We start from the raw sequence: 18,283 nt of genomic DNA on the forward strand, positions 1-18,283 counted from the left end.
AGGGCGTTGTAGGGACGGATGCCTACCAAACGGGCGATTTCAATCTGACGCAGGCAAAAGCCGATCAGTGCGAAGGCGCCGTGGAGGGCGACGAATGTCCACAGCCCGCCGAGTTGGAACCAGCGGGTGAAGTCCCACTGTGCTTCGGGGCCCCACAGGAACAGCAGGGAGTGTCCGAGGCTGTTGGCTGGGGTGGAAACTGCTACGGTGAGGAAGTTGGCTCCTTCGAGGTAGGAACTTGCCAAACCGTGGGTGTACCAGGATGTGACGAAGGTGGTGCCTGTTAACCAGCCACCGATGGCTAGGTAGGCGCAGGGGAATAGCAGGATGCCAGACCAGCCTACGAAGACGAAGCGATCGCGTTTGAGCCAGTCGTCGAGTACATCAAATATGCCTCTTTCGGTCTGGGCGCGTCCGACTGCGATTGTCATTGCGGTAAAATCCTTTTGCTTGTTAAAAGACCAAGGTTTCTAATTAAAGTTAACATAACTATATATTAGAAGTTCAGAATTTTTCAACATAATTAGCAGGTGTTGATACACAATCCCGATCGGTCGATCGCGATCTCGTCAGCGAAGCGTGACGCTCGGTGGGCTAATTGAATTAAGATTTGGCTTTAAGGCTGTTTAATTTTATGACTGCAAAAACAATGACCTCGATCGATCCTGTCCTGCGCTACCCGGTTTTGGGCTCCCGCCGCTTCAGCAATTACTGGTGGGCGACGGTGGTCAGCATTGGAGGGACTGGTTTCCTGCTGTCGGGCATTTCCAGCTACTTGCACGTTAACCTGCTGCCTTTTGCTGACCCGACTCAGCTCATTTTCATCCCCCAAGGCATTGCGATGGGTTTCTACGGTGTCTGTGGCGTACTTTTGGCGCTTTACCTGTGGCTGACTATTCTCTGGGATGTCGGTGGCGGTTACAACGAGTTCGATCGACAAACTGGTAACATTCGGATCTTTCGCTGGGGTTTTCCCGGCAAAAACCGCAAGCTTGATTTTACTTGCAAGACATCGGACGTGCAATCTGTGCGGGTGGACATTAAAGAAGGTCTCAGTCCCCGTCGCAGTATTTATCTTAAGCTCAAAGACCGCCGTCAGTTTCCCCTGACTAGAGTCGGACAGCCGATTGCTTTGTCGCAAGTGGAAAATCAAGCGGCCGAATTGGCTCGATTTTTGCAAGTTCCCCTAGAAGGACTTTAGGGATTTTTGATTTTCGATTTTAGATTGGTAATGTCTCGTAGGGTGCGCAATGCGCACCAAATCGATAAATATTGGGTGAGCACGAAGCGGTGCAAATTATCCCTGGTAAATCGATAAGTTTAGGGTGCGCATTGCGCCCCTTACATCATTGAGTGAAAGTGAAAGTGAAAATACAAATGCAAATGCAAGTCAAAATTCAGCGGTGGTTGTTCTCACTTTTAATAATTGGCGCGTTGTTTGTCGGAGGATGCGGTAGTTCTCCTGTGGCAAACTCGACTCCGACATCGAATCCGGCGTCGGGTGAAAATATTTCTTTGTCTCCGTCTCCTTCTCCTGCTGCTGTAGCCGCGAGTTCGCAATTTAGCAATTTGCCACGATTGGAAGGAAAAGCAACGGTGGTAATGACGGTTAAAGGTGCTCCAATTACGATCGAACTCGACGGCACAAATGCGCCAATTACTGCGGGCAATTTTGTCGATTTGGTACAGAAAGGTGTCTACGACGGATTGGTTTTTCACCGAGTCGTGCGGGAACCTCAGCCTTTTGTAGTTCAGGGCGGTGACCCCCAGGGCAAAGACCCTAAATTCCCTACAGCGCGACTGGGAACTGGGGGTTTTATTGACCCAAAAACTTCTACCGAACGCAGGATTCCTCTGGAAATTAAAGCTAAAGGTGCTGCCAATCCGACTTACAGCCAAACGCTAGAAGAAGCTGGGGTTAAGGAGAAACCCGTGTTGGTACACAGTCGCGGGGCTGTTGCTATGGCTCGATCGCAGAGTCCTGATTCGGCTTCTTCTCAGTTTTATTTTACTTTGACCGATGTACCGTTTTTGGACGGCAGCTATGCGGTTTTTGGGTACGTGAAGCAAGGGATGGATGTTGTTGATAAGATTGAAGCGGGCGATCGAATAGATAAAGCTACTGTTACTCAGGGTTTGGAAAATTTTAAGCCTGTTCAGTAGTCAGTCCTCACTCGTCACTCGTTATATTAATTCCGGTTGCACGATCGAGATGATTGTTGACTGTTGAGGTTGACTCGATTTTCTTATTCCGATGCAACCGGAAATGATATCACTCGTTGCTCGTTGGTTAGTAGTTAATAATTAGTTCCAATCATAAATGACTAATGACTAATGACTAATGACTAATGACTAAAAATTTGGGAATCTGAGGGCAGATGTGGATGTTGTTGTTACGGGAATAGGCCTGGTTTCTGCTTTAGGGACTCTGGATGGTAGCTGGAAAAGATTGTTGTCTGGGGAATCACGAATTCGGCAACATCAACTTTTTATAGAACTTGAACGGCGACCTTTGGCTTTAATAGGAACAAAACCTGTCGATTTAATAACTTTAACTCGGCAGGTTTTAATAGATGCTGTGCAAGATGCTAATTTGACTTTGCCTTTGCCTGATTGCGGAATTGCGATCGGTTCTAGCCGCGGCTTCCAGGCAAATTTGGAACTGTTGGCAAGCGCAAGAAGTTCGGCAACGGATGTAACGGATGTAACGGATGGAAGAAAGACGGAAGTTGGAAGAAGTCTGAGGGAATTCGGAAGAGGGAAGTCGCAAGAGACAAGGGAATGCCCAATTACCGATTCCCAATTACCGATTCCCAATTACCGATTTGTGAATTTTTTGCCTCACATGGGGGCGATCGCAGCGGCGAGGGCAATTGGTTCGACGGGGCCGGTATTGGCACCGATGGCTGCTTGTGCGACGGGTATTTGGTCGATCGCCCGTGCTGTTGATTTAATCCGCACTGGTGAGTGTCAGCGGGCGATCGCAGGTGCTGTGGAAGCGCCTATCACACCGCTGACACTGGCTGGATTTAGCCGGATGGGTGCTTTGGCAAACAATGGGTGCTATCCCTTTGATGAAAATCGGGAAGGTTTTGTTCTCGGTGAAGGTGGGGCTTTATTTGTATTAGAATCTGCCGAGTTGGCAAGGCGTCGTGGTGCTAAAATCTACGGTCGAATTTCCGGTTTTGGCTTGACAAATGATGCTTGCCATGCTAATGCGCCGGAGTTGGGGGGGGAAAGTGCGATCGCGGCGGTAAATCAATGTTTGAAACGGAGCAATTTAGCGGCGGTTGATATAGATTTTATTCATGCTCACGGTACTGCAACTGATTTAAATGACCGACACGAAGCACTGTTAATTGAGAAGTTATTTAACCGAGGAGTTGCTGTTAGTTCGACTAAGGGGGCTACGGGTCATACTTTGGGAGCTTCGGGAGCTTTGGGCGTGGCTTTTTGTTTGATGAGTATTAAATATCAGATGTTGCCGCCTTGCGCGGGAATGACAAAACCGGGGTTTGAATTAGATTTTGTTCGCTGTGCGCGATCGGCTATTGTCAGAAATGCGGTTTGTTTAAGTTTTGGCTTTGGCGGGCAGAATGCTGCGATCGTTCTATCGGGCGATCGTTAATTTTTGTAAACTCGGTCGAGCGGCTTTTAAATTACACGATATCTCTACAGTTAAAATCTTCTGAGGTGGCAGGAGAACCCACCCGCAGATCTAATTTAAATCTCAAAAATAGTACAATATTTATGTATTTTAGTCAATTAACTGAGAATTGCGGTGAGATTACTGCTGCTGCTATGCTAGTCTGGCTCTGCATCCCGACGCCGATCCTTGCGTCCAAGCCTGGGAGGTCAGAAAATAGAGGCAGATTAAACCAATATTGTATTTGATTAACGTACCGATCCCGATCGGCGAAAATAGAAGAAAGAAACTGTTTCAATTAAGTTTCAGGTATCTTAACATGGATCTGGCATTTCATCGATTTATGTCTTATTTTGAACCAGAGCAAGCTGCTCACCTCTGCCAAATAGCTGTTTTGGAGAGTTTTGATGAGGAAACCCTGGTTTTTGAAGAAGGAGAAACAGCGGATTTTTTCTATCTAGTTTTAGAAGGTAAAGTCGAGTTTAGCAAGCGGATTGACAACCATAAATATCAAACAGTTGCTGTGGCTAAGCCAGACGATTATTTTGGCGAACTCGGAGTTTTAGACGGAGAGCCACGCAGTGCTAGAGCTGTGGCAGTTGCAGGCTCGACTTTGGCGAAAATAGGCCGTAAAGAACTCATAACAACTCTCCAGTTTGCTAAAGGCAGTTCGGTACTGCAAATGTTTAGTTTCATTACTAAAAATTTGCGGGATACCACAGATCAATATGTTAGCCAGTTGGTACACAAACAAAAAATGGTATTGGTTGGAGAAATGGTGAGTACAATTATTCACGATTTCAAAAGTCCTTTTACCGGAATTAAACTCTCCATTGAAATGCTCAAAGAAATGCACGAAGATGAGGACACTCAGGAGTGGTGCGAACTTATTCAATTGCAGGTTCAGCGAATGTTGGGGATGGCTGAAGAAGTATTAGAGTTTTCGCGCGGTAATTCTGTATTACATAAAAAACCCATTAATCTAATTCAGACGTTGCAACAGTTTGAAAAGTTAAACAGAGTTTATTGTGAAGCAGCAAAAGTAGATTTAGCAGTACGGGTGACAGAAGTCATAGTGGAAGCGGATGAAAATAAGATTTTGCGTGTTTTACAAAATTTAGTTGGGAATGCTGTTGAGGCTTTTGGCGGCAGAGGGGGTCGGATAGAGATTGCGGTGACACAAAGTCAGGAGTGGGCAGAAATTAGTATTTATGATAACGGCCCGGGCATTCCGCCGACAATTAAGGAAAAGTTATTTGAACCGTTTGTGACTTATGGCAAGCGGACTGGTACTGGCTTGGGAACGGCGATTGTTAAGTCGATCGTTGAGTCTCACAAAGGAAAAATTACTTATGACTCAGAGGACGGTAAAGGCACAACTTTTTACATCCGCCTGCCTAAAATTATGGCTTTAGCAGATCAAATTTAAGTCGGTACGAAGATTATATTTAGGACTTTTTCAGTAACTCTCAGAGACTTGGTTGATGAGTAGATATTTTATTACAAAATAATATTTTACTACCTGATAAACCGGGTTTAAGAGCGTAAGTCCTAATACTGTGCAAGTAGTTACAGAATGAAGTATAATTGAATGAACGAACTGCTAAAAATTTGATGCCAGTTACTATTCAAACCTTACCCACAGAAGTTATCAATTTAATTGCAGCCGGTGAAGTCATTGACTCGATCGCCGCAGCGGTAAGAGAATTAGTTGAAAATTCTCTGGATGCTGGTGCAACTCGCATCGTTGTTTCTGTCTGGCCGGAACAGTGGCGGGTGCAAGTTGCAGATAATGGTACGGGAATGGATCTGGAAAATTTGCGACAGGCGGCTTCGCCTCACAGTACGAGCAAAATTACCACTGAAGCAGACCTTTACAAAATTGATACTTTGGGATTTCGTGGGGAAGCTTTGCACAGTTTAGCTCAGTTGGGCTGTTTGGAGGTTTTGAGCCGATCGAATGATTTGGGATTGGGGGATTTTTCGGAAAATCGAGAGTCGGCGCAAACCCCCGCCAAATCTTCCTGTAACAAGGGGGGAGTTGAAAATGCTCGATCGGGCTGGCGGGTGATTTACAACAATGCAGGCGTTGCTGTGGAGGTGGAAACAGCGGCGATCGCTCCGGGTACGGTGGTGACTGTTGATAATTTGTTTGGCAATTGGCCTGTGCGCCGCAGTTTTTTGTCGCCCGCACAGCAAATGCGATCGATCCAATTAACTCTTCAGCAAATTGCTATTTGTCACCCGCACGTTAATTGGCAGTTGCGTCAAGGAAACACGCCTTGTTTGCACGTAACTCCTGGTAGCACAGCGGAACAACTTTTACCTCAATTCGTGCGCGGTGTGCGAGCGTGCGATTTGCAGTATTTAAAGTTAGATTTGCCTGCGAGTCCTCAAAATCAGAAAGCAGCAACTTTATTGATAGAAACTCAACTTGTTGGCGCTACAGTTAAGTCTAATTACCAATTGCCAGTTGCCAGTTCCCAATTCCAAATGTCCAATTCCCAGCGTTTGGAGTTAGTAATTGGTTTGCCCGATCGCTGTCACCGCAGGCGGCCGGATTGGGTGAAAGTTGGGGTAAATCGGCGAGTTGTGAGATCGCCCGAATTAGAGCAAACTATTCTCAGCGCTTTTGCCCGCACTTGTCCGCGCGATCGCTATCCCGTATGTTTTGTCCACCTGCAAATCTCCCCTTCGGAAATCGACTGGAACCGCCACCCTGCTAAGGTGGAAATTTATCTGCACGATCCGAGTTTTTGGCAAGAACAAATTAGCGCGGCAATTGCTCGCGCTTTGCACCTCAACGATGAAGTTTTGCCGCCTGCCCCAATTCCCGAACGAGTGGGAAAATTGCTGAAGGCATCGGAACAAAAAAGTGCTTACAGTGTCGGGATTTCGGCTAGGCAGAATGACAACGGCGGCGAAGAGGAAAAAGCTAATCAAATAGGATTGATGGAATTGAGGGCGATCGCTCAAGTTCACAATACTTACATTGTTGCGGAACATCCGAGCGGAATGTGGTTGATAGAACAGCACATCGCTCACGAGCGCGTTTTGTACGAGCAGTTGTGCGCGGCTTGGCAGCTAAAATGTCTAGAAAAACCAGTCATTCTCAGTCAATTATCGGCACTGCAAATTGAGAATTTATCCCGCTTGGGTTTGGAAGTAGAAAGTTTTGGCGAACAGCTATGGGCTGCCCGCGAAGTTCCTGAATTGTTAGCCGATCGAGATGACTGTGCGGCTGCGCTTTTTGAGCTAAGTAAAGTCGCAGATTTACAAGCGGCTCAAGTTGCGACTGCTTGCCGTAGTGCTATGCGAAACGGTACTCCTTTGAGTCTTTCGCAAATGCAAAATTTGTTGGATGAATGGCAGCAAACTCGCAATCCGCGCACTTGTCCTCACGGCCGTCCTATCTATTTTGCTTTGGAAGAATCGACTCTGGCTCGGATTTTCCGCCGCAGTTGGGTGATTGGCAAAAGTCACGGGATTTGAAGGTTAAAAGTTAATCTGTAAGGTGCGCGTTACATACAAGACTGTTTTTTTTGAACCGCAGAGGGCGCAGAGAACGCAGAGAGGAAGAGAAGAGAGATGTTTTTAATATTTTTTTGGGCAACTGGATATTCGTATAAAATGTCAATTAAAATCAAATAAATCATAAATATGGATTTTCCGATCGCCCGACAACTCTTTTATCGAGAAATAAATCAGCCGGATGGCTCGATCGACCTGGCGAAAGCTGCCCTTTACATGGCTTTGGAAGAATACCCGAATTTAGAACCCGAGGAGTATCTCAACGCTCTCGACACGATCGCAGATGAAGTGCGCTCACGCCTGCCGGCACAGAATTATCCGCTGCGGATTATTCAAACTATTAACGGCTATTTATACGGGGAGTTGCAGTTTGCGGGCAATGATGCGGATTATTACGACCCCCGCAATAGCTTTTTGAATGAAGTGATCGATCGCCGTACTGGCATCCCGATCTCTTTATCTTTGGTGTATTTGGAGGTTGCTAAGCGCATTGATTTTCCGATGGTGGGAATTGGGATGCCGGGACATTTTTTAATTAGACCGGATTTTGAAGATGCTGGTATTTTTGTTGATGCGTTTAATGGCGGCGAGATATTATTTCCTGAAGATTGTCAAGGGAGACTTTCTCAAATTTACGGCCAACCTATGAAGTTGCAGCCGACTTTTCTCGCCCCGGTAAGTCGCCGACATTTTTTGGGGCGAATGCTGGGAAATCTGAAGGCGATTTACTTGCAGCGGCGAGATGCTGTGAGGGTACTCTTGGCGATCGAACGGATTTTGCTGCTGTTTCCCGATGCGCTGGGTGAACGACGCGATCGCGGAATTCTATATTATCAACTGGGACGCTTTGCCGAAGCGCGCCACGATTTGGAACTATACCTGAAAAATGCTCCGAATGCTGAGGATGCTGCTATAATTCGCCAATTGCTCGATCGGCTCGATCTAGATCTTTGAACTTAAATTCGCTGCTATATGTCGCACAGCACACTATAAGACATCAAAGTGACATTCAATAAACTGCTGCCCGACGACCAAATTTCGCTTTTATCATTTTTGCAAAGGTATCTAAAATTGTCAAAACGTTAACTATAACATATTAATTCCCAATTAACACCTATCTTTTGATAGGTTGAATTTGCTTGACTTGACTGTAAAATCATAGGTCATTTACGGAAATTCCGATGCGACTTTCCCGACTGATACCCGCACTGATACCCGCACAGACGAGCTATCTAAAAAGTATTTTGACGTAAAGAGGCAAAAACTCATGAACTTTCAGCTTCAACAAGGTTATCTCAAAGGAATGCAACCGCTGTCAGCCCATTTAACCAAAAGAATGTCAAAGTCTTTATCTTTAGGTTTGGCGCTTTTGCTGGGAACAAGTGCAGTATTCCTAAACAGTAGCAAAGCCTCTGCATTAGATAATGTTACCGTAAAATACGGTGCTGTTGACGTAACATTACCGATGAGCGACTTGCAAAGCTTTGCACAAACCGGTCAAGCATCATCTCAACTGCAAAGCGTTCTGAGTCTTGCGAAACAAACTCCCGAGTCGGTGCGCGAAATATTAACGCGAGAAGTGCCTTTAGATTCTCAATTAGTAGCGCGGCTGGCAAGCACTTATTTTGGGGAAATTGTTTTCAAACAATTGGGGGAGGTTGCTTATGCGCCGGCAACTCGGCTGCAAAGCGCGCCGGCACTCCGCGATGCTTTAGTCGCAGCTTCTAAAGATGGCAAAATATCGCTGATTGAAGTGATGCAAAACTACAGCCCTGCTGCCTTAGAAGTTGACGGCAATCAAGCGATGGTGATCTACGAGCGAGTGATTAAAGATGTGCAAGATTTGCAAGCTTTGTATCAGAATTCCCCGGCTTTACAAAATACGGCTAATCAAGCCGTGAATTCGGCGAGAGAAATGATTTGTCAGCCCAATCCATCGGGAAGTGCGAAGTAAATAACTCAAGTTGAGGGAATGGGGAATTGGGAATTGGGAAGTTGGTGCTTTTCTTCCTATTAGCTATTGGTTTTCAGCTATTACAAATTACCCATACTTCGGCTACGCTAGGGTAAAAGTTCCCCATTACCCCTTACTCATTATAAACTACCCATTTTTTGAGATAATTGCTCGGCTACCCGCTTGAGGCGGCGGAGTTGGTCTTTCATATCTTTTTCTGTCCAAGGGGCTGCAAAGCGATTGAAACCAAATCTAATTAAACGATTGGGAATTTGAAATTCAAAGCGGTTAATCAAGAGAGTTCCTTGGATTTGCGGCTGGCATTCCCAACGATCGCATCCTTTGAAAAATCCGTCAAACCCCCACACAATTAAACCGGGTTGTCGCTCCAACACAACACTCTCCAAAGTGGGTTGCAAAACTGGAATTTTTATGATAAACAAGCTGCGACTTCCTACAGCAGTATCCCATTCGCCCTGGGGATCGCAGCGCAGCAGGGGATTGAGCCACTTGTGCATTAAAGTGCGATCGACTATACACTGCTCCACCAGAGTAGCAGCAGCGCGAATTTCAATGGATTGCTCGAAAACTTGACGAATTGACATGAGAACCTGCAACAAGAAGGGTATTACAAAACTTTGTTTACTTGATAGTCATTTATTTACTTGTACCGTCAATTTTTCCAGAAATTAAAAGATTGACACACTCATAAATACAGTGTATCATCTTGAATTAAACTATATATACCAACTATGCAGCTAGTCGAAAGGCACGTCATTAAACCAAATCATAGGTTTTATCGAAAAGCCGATCGACTTTCTTGGCAGTGCAAAAATCTTTACAATAGAGCTAACTACATCTACCGTCAAAACTTTTTCGCCAGCCAAGAAACAAACGCTCTGGCTGTTGAGCGCGCGCTTAAAACAAGTCTTGATTACAAAGCACTGCCCGCAAAAGTAGCACAAACCACGCTCGGCTTAGTCCTCAAAGCATGGACTAGCTATTATCTGTGGGTGGGAAACTATCAGAAAGACCCAACTAAATTTCAATCAGCACCGAAAATCCCTCATTATCAAGGTTTAAGAGAGCGAAAAAGAGAGGACGGGCGCTATCTAGTTGTATTTAATTGTCAAGCTGTCAGCAAAAGAGCCTTAAAAAAAGGCTATGTTCGCCCCTCTGGTACTAATATTTGGTTGCGCTCAAAAGTCATCTTCATTCTGGAAATCCGGATTGTTCCCCAAGTATGTTGTTATGGGGTCCAGGTGCTCTATGAGAAGTTAGAACAGCCTTTACAAGTTAATCAGAGAGTAGCTGCCTTAGATTTAGGATTAAACAATCTGGCAACATTAACCTACAATGTTCTTGGATTAGTACCCACAATCTACGACGGACGGGCTGTTAAGTCAACCAATCAATACTGCAATCAAGTTTCACCGGCATTGAAATCATTGCTGCCCACAGCGCAAAAAAACAGTAAAAAACTTGCAAAATGCTGGCACAATCTTAACTGTAAAGTGGATTATTACTTCCACACGACGCGTTCCGCAATTATTAAAGAATTCGTCAATCATCAAATGGGCTTGCTGGTTATAGGCGGGAACCAGTATTTTAAAAAGGGGATTAATACTGGTTTGATTAAAAATCAAAATTTTGCCTGTATTCCCCAGCGCCGATTTCGGAAAATATTGCAGTACAAAGGACAACTTGCGGAAACTCAAGTTGGGTGAGTTGAGGAGAGTTACACATCCAAAGGTTCAGCTTTGGATTTGGAACCAATTTAACAACATTCCGACTACATTGGCAGTAGGCTAAAAAGATGATTGTTCAGAACCAAAACAGGAGGATTCATAAATGCCGATGTGAAAGGTTCTTGGAATATTGGCCCAAAATCATTCGGAGATGGGCCGATCCAAAATTCGATAGAGGGTTTTGTAGTTAACCCAGTACGATTAAAAGTGTACAAACATTAAATTTAGGCGATGTCTAGATTTTTTGGAACTATTATTAAAGTTTCGTCTTCTCCTTGTCAAATCTGACGTTAACCTGAGAAAAAAATGAATGAAACTTGGCAAGAAATAACTCAACCCATATCGGGCCCCATAGCGGCGTTGTCCGATCGCATTTTGTCCCAGGCCCAGCCCGGGAATCCGCTGACAGATGCAGAACGTGGAATTAACAATTTCATTCAGGGCTCAAACATTGAAAATCTCATCTGGGCCGTCGGTATCCTGCTCATTGGCTTGATAGTATCAGCCCTCGTGTCTTCTGTAGTCGGGGGATTGCTCAAGAAGACTACGATCGACAATCGGCTGGCTGCTTGGATTACAGGCCGCCCAGAAGGAACTGGAGCCCCGCAAGTGGAAAAATGGATTTCCGCAGCGGTGTTCTGGATCATTTTTGTCTTTTTCCTAATTGCCTTTTTCAACCGCCTGAATCTAACGGCTGTCTCGCAACCCCTCAATACTTTTCTCAATCAAATTACCGGTTTCTTGCCGAAGTTAGCCGGCGCGCTAATTTGGTTGGGGATTGCTTGGGTGTTGGCAACAGTCGCCAAAATGGCCGTATCGCGGGCGATGCGGGCTTTTAGCGTGGACGAGCGCTTGAATCAGGAAGTGGGCGCTGCGCCCACTGAGCGCCCTTTGCTGCTGAGCGATACTGTGGCGAATGCGCTGTACTGGTTCATTTTTCTGCTGTTTTTGCCGCTGATTCTCGACTCGCTGGAAATGCAGCAGGCTCTGCTGCCGGTTAATAATTTACTCAACCAAATTCTGGCGGCTATTCCCAAAATTCTGGAAGCTGTGCTGATTGGGTTTGTCGGCTGGCTGCTGGCTATGGTGGTGCGGCGGATTGTCACAAATCTTTTGGCTGCTGCTGGGGCGGACAGTTTGGGCGCTCGGTTTGGAATTTCGCGGACTTCGGGCGGACAATCGCTGTCGTGGATTGTCGGGACGATCGTCTATGTTTTAATTTTGATTCCAACAGCGATCGCAGCTCTGAACGCTTTGGACATTCAGGCGATTTCGCAGCCGGCAATCGCGATGCTCAACGACATTTTGGGCGCGGTTCCTAAAATCTTCACTGCAGCGCTGATTCTGGCGCTTGCTTACATTTTGGGGCGCTGGGTAGGCGATTTGGTTACTAATATCCTGACCGGAATTGGCTTTAACAATGTCTTTTCTTGGTTGGGAGTGCAGGCACCGAAACAGTCGCTGAGGCTACCGCCAAGTTCGATCGATCCCGACGCAACGATTCTTCAGGAACCCGAACTTCCAGCCCGCACGCCTTCTGAGTTTGTCGGCATTGTGGTGCAGGTGGGCATCATGCTGTTTGCAGTGGTGGCGGCTACCGACGTGCTGCAAATTCCAGCGCTGACGGCGATTGTTAGCGGTATTGTCCTAGTTGCAGGTCGGGTGCTGGCCGGTTTGGTGGTATTTGCGATCGGCTTGTATTTGGCGAATCTGGCGTTTAGTTTGATTGCCAGTTCTGGAACTCGTCAAGCGCGTCTTTTGGGCCAAGCGGCTCGGATTGCAATTATTGCCTTTGTTTCGGCCTTGGCGCTGCAACAGATGGGCATTGGCAGCGATATTGTCAATTTGGCTTTCGGGCTGCTGCTCGGGGCGATCGCAGTTGGTATTGCTCTAGCTTTTGGTTTGGGCGGGCGCGAGATTGCGGCCGACCAAATTCGCGAATTGTTAGCGTCGTTTAAACAAGATAAGACGCCGCGTTTGTAATTCTATAAAATGGCGTTTGTCAAGTACAAACGCCATTTTTTTTTGATTAATTTCATTGTGAGTGAGGGTCCCGAAGCAATCGCAAAGCCTTGGAATTTCAGGATACAGCTATAGACTGTTTGGCAGCAGAGATTGATTTTTGTTTCTGGGCGGATGCCCCTAATTGAGAATGTTAAGAGCTGCGTCGCCGGCCTAAAACAACAAAACCTTCTCATAGAGAAGGTTTTATCACAATCGGAGCGGCGGGATTTGAACCCACGACCCCTACTACCCCAAAGTAGTGCGCTACCAAGCTGCGCTACGCCCCGACAGCTTTAACAGCTTAGCATAGAATTCCCGAAAAAGTCAAAAAACTTTTAAAACTTTTGCCGCCTGCACCAAAGTCGGAACCGCAGCCACGGGCCAAAAACCCTCGCACCTTCGGCCAGCATTCAAGATCAATTGCACGCTGTAAGCTTCTGGATATCCTTCCACCTGGACCCACAGCAAGTCGCTTTCGGCTTCAATGGCGATTTTTTCCTCGTCCATTAACTCAGAGGCCATTTGACTCATTGTGCCTGCTAATTGCCCCAACAATCGGCAAAAATCGTTCAACTCAGCCTCCGTGAGTTCGATCGCCCAACCGTCGCCAGCTACCAAACCCTTAAACTCCTGGGCCTCCGGGTTCCATCCCAAACGCCACCCAACACCCGTTTTAATTACACGTTCCACCATTGAGGGATTTTGGATTTTAGATTAGTAGGACTTACTCATAAATACGAAAGAAAACGGGTTTTTTACCTGTGTTAAAGGCTCAACAGCAATATTTCCGTAAAAAACCCGGTTTCTGCATTCCTGAGTATTAAGGTGCCAGCAACTTCGCATCTCCCGGCTGTGGCTGCGGTATCTCTGGCGAATTCGATCGCCCTTGTGGTTTTTCCCCCGCAGCAGGTGTGCGCCCAAGCCCGGAATTCTCAGTAAAAACATCAACCAAAGCTTGAACTAAAGCATCCCGCTGTGCTCTATTTAACCTCTGAATAGCAGCACGATCCTGTTCCATTGGATTCGATCGCAAAACGTCCTTTCCCGGATAAACGCTTTCCACCAAATAATCTGGAGTCGCCCCCAGATAGTCAGCTAAACTTAACTTCCAATCAAAGCGGTAATTGGGCGGGCGTCCTTTGACAAATACGTGATATCGAATCAACCGCCCGACTAAAGTATTGGTAGGATCGACTTTTCCAGTTTCCTTGGAAATGTAGTTATTTTCGATCGGGAAATCCGGCAATTTTTCGTACACCAATTTCCACGCATCTTGCACCCTCACTTGCGGCGCAGATTGTTGAGCCACCCGCTGCACAGAGGAAGATTCAGAAGTCCGCAGCAGCGAAGGTTCCAAAGCCGACAGACTCAGTTCGCCCGATTCCAATACCCAACTCAAAAGCGTGAAAATAGCCACACTCAAAGTAACAAAAAGAAAACTTAAGCCCTGCTTTAATCTATTCACGGTTTTGACAAAAATTTGAGAAATAGAATAATTTCATAAACTTAGCCGTAAGCAGATGTCCTAGTTTACAATTTTAAGATTTACGATCGTTAACTCGGTTTTATTGAAAAATCAGAGGTTTCTTAACGAGGGAACTAGGAATAAACCGGGTTTCTCGTCACCCGCACCCAAGTCTAGTTTGACAAAGTTTTGAGTTTTGAGTTGACAAAAACTTTGGGCAATTCACCACTCAAAACTCAAAACTCCCGAAGCCTAGATATCTCCGATTATTTCCGGCTGAGTCAGTTCGTCCGACATCTCAAATATCGCCCGCATTACAGGTTTCATTTGATGGTCGTCCATATTGTCAAAATCTTCATAACGACGGCGTTTTGCGCGGTTCGCTACCTGTACCGTAATCCGATAGCGGTTGGATGCACCGTTAATCAACTCTTCCGCGCGACGGGTTAGCTGAGTTGAATCGAAGGGTTGACGCTTAGCCATGAGACTACCTACTTTATGTAATGTTACATTCTAGTCTAGTATGTCAAGATTCATAATTTATTAACTGAGTATCATTGCTTATGCAGGCAGCAACAGCCTATTCCTTTGGTCACTTGCATCGGGGAAATTCTCATCCCCTGAAATTGGTTGCTTTCGGTGACAGCTTAATCTACGGTTTCGGCGACGGTGTAGGCGGTGGCTGGGTAGAAAGACTGCGCCGACAGTGGATGTTACCGGAGAGTGCAGGACACGTTTTATACAATTTGGGCGTTCGGGGCGATCGCACCTATCAAGTCGCCCAGCGCCTCGAAAACGAGTTTCGCCAGCGTGGCGAGCTCAGAAACCGCGTCCCGGATGCGATTATTCTTTCCGTAGGGCTCAACGATTCGGCGAGAGTGCAGTCGCCGACGGGGCGCAGCTACACTGATTTTGAACATTTTAAAACTGTTTTGGATAATTTGTTAAACCTGTCCCAACAACTTTGTCCGGTGATATTTGTCGGGATGGTGCCGGTGGATGAAAGTAAAATGCCTTTTCAAGATTGTTTGTATTACAGTCATGCTGACCAATATCGCTACAAGGAAGCAACGAAATTAGCTTGTCAGTTGCGGGGCATTCCCTATTTAGATATTTTTGATAAATGGATAAATCGGGGTAGTGATTGGTGGCGATCGCGCCTGATTGCAGACGGGCTGCATCCCAATGCAGCGGGGTATCAATCTTTATTTGAAGATGCGACAAGTTGGGAGCCGCTAGCCTCTATTAGTCATTAGTCATGAGTCATTAGTTATTAGTTATTACTCCAGTCGAGCGAGGGCGGACACTTTTGGCACCGCCCCTACATATATAAAGGTTCTGCATCCAGAACTCTATAAGTTCAAGGTAGATAAGGAAGATAAGCAACATAAGGATTTTAAGGAATTTAAGCATTTTAAAATTCCCCACTGAGTATCAAAATATTTATTTTAAAAGACCGTATCTTCCCCTCACTACAAATAAAAATATTCAACAATGATTACATAAGTGAGGGAAAGAGCAAGTTCGGGCAGAATAAATCCGCCTACCAAAAGCTTAGTTCTCCTCAATAAAAAAATTGTGTAAATTGGAGAATCGAAAAATGTCTGTATTACATCGCATCAAATCCGGTACATCTGTTTTATTAACACTGGGAACATTTGCCGCAACCGCAACGCCGATGCTAGCTCCCGCGCCTTCTTTTGCTCAGACAGCTTTTTCGGATGTTAATAATAACTACTGGGCAAAAGATTTTATTCAAGATTTGTCAGAAAGAGGAATTATCAAAGGATTTCCCGATGGCAGTTTTCGCCCGGATGCACCGGTAACGCGGGCTGAATTCGCGGCAATGGTGCGTTCTGTGAAAAAGGCAAAAACCCGCGCTGCTGTAAGGTTTGCCGATGTTCCGTCTAATTTTTGGGCAAGCGGGGCGATCGCCGAAGCTTACGAAATGGGATGGATGTCTGGCTATCCCGGCAATGTTTTCAGGCCGGCACAGCAGATTCCTCGCGTTCAAGTTGTAGTCGCTTTAAATAACGGCATGGGCTATGAGCCTACCTGCAATTTTCAAGATGTTCTCAGCTACTATAATGATGCGGGCGAGATTCAAAGTTATGCTGTCAAAAGCGTTGCTGCTGCTACTGAAAAACAGTTGGTTGTCAGCTATCCCAATCCTAAATCTCTCAAACCTAACAAGTCAGCAACGCGAGCAGAAGTAGCGGCTTTTATCTATCAAACGTTAGTGAGTAGCAATCAAGCAAGAGCAATTAATTCTCCTTACATTGCTAAGATTGATGTTAGCGAGTCTGTTGCTGTGCAAATTCCCAGGGGAGTGACTATCCCAATCGAGTATGCAAAAGGCAAGATTTTGCTCGGCCCCAATGACAAGTCTCCGATTACGCTGACTGTAGCTTCGGATATCAGGGGCAGTAATGGCCAAGTGCTGATACCCGAAGGCTCGAAAATTAGCGGCGAATTGCGATCGACTGCTTCGGGGGTTCAGTTTGTCGCTCAAGAATTAAGTATAATCAACGGCAGCAGAGTGCCTCTCAATGCCACTTCGCAAGTGATTACTAGGAAAGAAACTGTTACCAAGGGCGTTAATGTTGGTAATCTGGTTAAGAATACGGCGTTGGGTGCAGCAGCAGCGGCGGCGATCGCAGGTGTTACGGGCGATCGGGCGATCGCGACTGAAGAGGTACTCGGCGGTGCGGGAATCGGAACTTTGATCGGGGTGTTTTTGGGTCGAGATAAAGTCGATTTGTATGCTGTTAATCCCGACACCGATTTAGATTTGCTTTTGAATTCCGATTTGGTAGTTGGTACTGCCAGCACAGGCATTTGTAGCGCTCGATAGAGGGGATATAGCAGAAGGAAAAAGGAAGAACATAACTGATATCAATTCCGGTAGCATTGGCATATTAAAATCCCGTCAACAGTCAACAATCACGGAGGCTAAAACCGGAATAGATCTAATTCATCTACATTAATCTGTGTTTATCTGCCTGTATCTACGGTTTTAAAAATATAATTTCTGAACCGCAGATGACAATGGATTGACCATGATTCACTTAGAGGTAGAAAATAGAGATATCATCAATAATCCCGATGCTAAGCTGTCGTGCATCTGGGGGGTGACAAAGAGGTTTAGGAGAGAGACGCAACAGGGTTGGAACCCGTATACCCTATCATCCTGTTTTCCGCGATATTTGCGGCGCCAATAAGCAGCAATATTAAAAGTTACACATCCTTGTTGTTTGATAACTTTTACATCTGACAAATAAAAGCTTTCCATTGGCAGTAACCCCATGTCATACAAGAGGATAAAATTAGATTTTTTTATTGTATATAGCGCCCTTGTTTCACCATAAGGAAAAACTTCACTTTTTTCTCACGCAGCCATTATGCCAAATTGATGCTACCAAATTCTCTATCACCTAAAATGATAATTTTTTCATCTGACAGTAACTCTCAAACAAAAGTGATTAGAGCTTTTTTTTCGCCAATATTACTACTTCCTTTTTTATCTAGAAGTAGCCTGTATAATGGCATACTTCTTTTCTCCCATATCAATCTCAGCATAAATACATTTTGCGCTCGCCATTTCGTGCGATTAATCGCTATTTTGAAAGGTTTAGACTTTTTAAAAGAGGATTTTAAAATTTTTTAGTATCAGAAATTATCAATTTTAAATGTTCAGGAAATCCAATTTTAGAAAAATTTGCAAGTTGTACCTCCGGCTCTCAAATTAAATCGAATAAGGCATCAATGTAGCCAGTAATTCGATATTAACTTGTTTTTGGGTCTGCAACAGATAGACTAAAATTTTTATAGCCAGGTATTCTGCTGGTTTAAGTTGTTTTTCTAGATTAATTTGGTAAAATTGAGGGAACATTATTGCTAGATGGGACCACGATAGAATTTCGACCTCATCTTTT

15 protein-coding genes, 1 tRNA gene and 1 pseudogene are annotated in these 18,283 nt (G+C 45.4%); 11 read left to right on the plus strand and 6 right to left on the minus strand.

Features of this window, described 5'->3' with window-relative positions; translation table 11 throughout:
• Window positions 1–431, minus strand: a pseudogene (locus tag QUA33_RS09770) (photosystem II D2 protein (photosystem q(a) protein)); the annotation flags it as partial.
• A gap of 203 nt (window positions 432–634) precedes the next feature.
• Between QUA33_RS09770 and QUA33_RS09775 the strand changes: the two are divergent.
• From QUA33_RS09775 to QUA33_RS09805, 7 genes are all read left to right on the plus strand, one after another.
• Window positions 635–1,201, plus strand: a complete 567-nt coding sequence (locus QUA33_RS09775; RefSeq protein ID WP_333100937.1) for a photosystem I assembly protein Ycf4 — start codon at window positions 635–637, stop codon at window positions 1,199–1,201.
• A 176-nt stretch (window positions 1,202–1,377) separates the two neighbouring features.
• Entirely contained in the window at window positions 1,378–2,163 is a 786-nt protein-coding gene (locus QUA33_RS09780; RefSeq protein WP_445243232.1) for a peptidylprolyl isomerase, read from the plus strand.
• 217 nt (window positions 2,164–2,380) lie between these two features.
• Window positions 2,381–3,628, plus strand: coding sequence for a beta-ketoacyl synthase N-terminal-like domain-containing protein (locus QUA33_RS09785; RefSeq protein ID WP_333148446.1), 1,248 nt, complete (start codon window positions 2,381–2,383; stop codon window positions 3,626–3,628).
• Window positions 3,629–3,965: 337 nt separating this feature from the next.
• The gene (locus QUA33_RS09790; RefSeq protein WP_333148448.1) at window positions 3,966–5,075 is read left to right on the plus strand and encodes an ATP-binding protein; all 1,110 of its coding nucleotides are present in this window, start codon (window positions 3,966–3,968) and stop codon (window positions 5,073–5,075) included.
• Between the two features lie 185 nt (window positions 5,076–5,260).
• Window positions 5,261–7,138 carry a DNA mismatch repair endonuclease MutL gene (gene mutL / locus QUA33_RS09795; RefSeq protein WP_333148497.1) on the plus strand — a complete coding sequence of 626 codons (1,878 nt, stop codon included), beginning with the start codon at window positions 5,261–5,263 and terminating at the stop codon, window positions 7,136–7,138.
• Between the two features lie 168 nt (window positions 7,139–7,306).
• Entirely contained in the window at window positions 7,307–8,131 is an 825-nt protein-coding gene (locus QUA33_RS09800; protein WP_333148450.1) for a transglutaminase family protein, read from the plus strand.
• A gap of 313 nt (window positions 8,132–8,444) precedes the next feature.
• Entirely contained in the window at window positions 8,445–9,131 is a 687-nt protein-coding gene (locus QUA33_RS09805) for an alpha/beta hydrolase (protein ID WP_333148452.1), read from the plus strand.
• A gap of 140 nt (window positions 9,132–9,271) precedes the next feature.
• Here the strand turns inward: QUA33_RS09805 and QUA33_RS09810 are convergent, their stop codons facing one another.
• Window positions 9,272–9,736 (minus strand): SRPBCC family protein, encoded by a 465-nt coding sequence (locus QUA33_RS09810; RefSeq protein ID WP_333148453.1) that lies wholly within the window; start codon window positions 9,734–9,736, stop codon window positions 9,272–9,274.
• A 147-nt stretch (window positions 9,737–9,883) separates the two neighbouring features.
• Here QUA33_RS09810 and QUA33_RS09815 point away from each other — a divergent pair, with 147 nt between their 5' ends.
• Window positions 9,884–10,858: a transposase gene (locus QUA33_RS09815; RefSeq protein WP_333148454.1), complete on the plus strand. Its 975-nt coding sequence runs from the start codon at window positions 9,884–9,886 to the stop codon at window positions 10,856–10,858.
• A gap of 327 nt (window positions 10,859–11,185) precedes the next feature.
• Entirely contained in the window at window positions 11,186–12,862 is a 1,677-nt protein-coding gene (locus tag QUA33_RS09820) for a mechanosensitive ion channel (RefSeq protein ID WP_333148455.1), read from the plus strand.
• Between the two features lie 234 nt (window positions 12,863–13,096).
• Here the strand turns inward: QUA33_RS09820 and QUA33_RS09825 are convergent.
• The 4 genes from QUA33_RS09825 to QUA33_RS09840 form a co-directional block, all read right to left on the minus strand.
• Window positions 13,097–13,170, minus strand: a tRNA-Pro gene (locus tag QUA33_RS09825).
• Window positions 13,171–13,207: 37 nt separating this feature from the next.
• Window positions 13,208–13,576, minus strand: coding sequence for a DUF1818 family protein (locus tag QUA33_RS09830; RefSeq protein ID WP_333148456.1), 369 nt, complete (start codon window positions 13,574–13,576; stop codon window positions 13,208–13,210).
• A 127-nt stretch (window positions 13,577–13,703) separates the two neighbouring features.
• The gene (locus tag QUA33_RS09835; RefSeq protein WP_333148457.1) at window positions 13,704–14,348 is read right to left on the minus strand and encodes a hypothetical protein; all 645 of its coding nucleotides are present in this window, start codon (window positions 14,346–14,348) and stop codon (window positions 13,704–13,706) included.
• A gap of 252 nt (window positions 14,349–14,600) precedes the next feature.
• The gene (locus QUA33_RS09840) at window positions 14,601–14,831 is read right to left on the minus strand and encodes a DNA-directed RNA polymerase subunit omega (RefSeq protein ID WP_333071758.1); all 231 of its coding nucleotides are present in this window, start codon (window positions 14,829–14,831) and stop codon (window positions 14,601–14,603) included.
• Between the two features lie 80 nt (window positions 14,832–14,911).
• Between QUA33_RS09840 and QUA33_RS09845 the strand changes: the two genes are divergently transcribed.
• Together QUA33_RS09845 and QUA33_RS09850 are read left to right on the plus strand one after the other, a co-directional pair.
• Complete coding sequence (locus QUA33_RS09845) at window positions 14,912–15,604, plus strand: GDSL-type esterase/lipase family protein (RefSeq protein WP_333148458.1); 693 nt, start codon at window positions 14,912–14,914, stop codon at window positions 15,602–15,604.
• A 344-nt stretch (window positions 15,605–15,948) separates the two neighbouring features.
• Window positions 15,949–17,202 (plus strand): S-layer homology domain-containing protein, encoded by a 1,254-nt coding sequence (locus tag QUA33_RS09850; protein WP_333148459.1) that lies wholly within the window; start codon window positions 15,949–15,951, stop codon window positions 17,200–17,202.
• Window positions 17,203–18,283 lie beyond the last annotated feature (1,081 nt).

Source organism: Microcoleus sp. Pol14D4 (assembly GCF_036701245.1).
Classification (GTDB): Bacteria; Cyanobacteriota; Cyanobacteriia; order Cyanobacteriales; family Microcoleaceae; genus Microcoleus.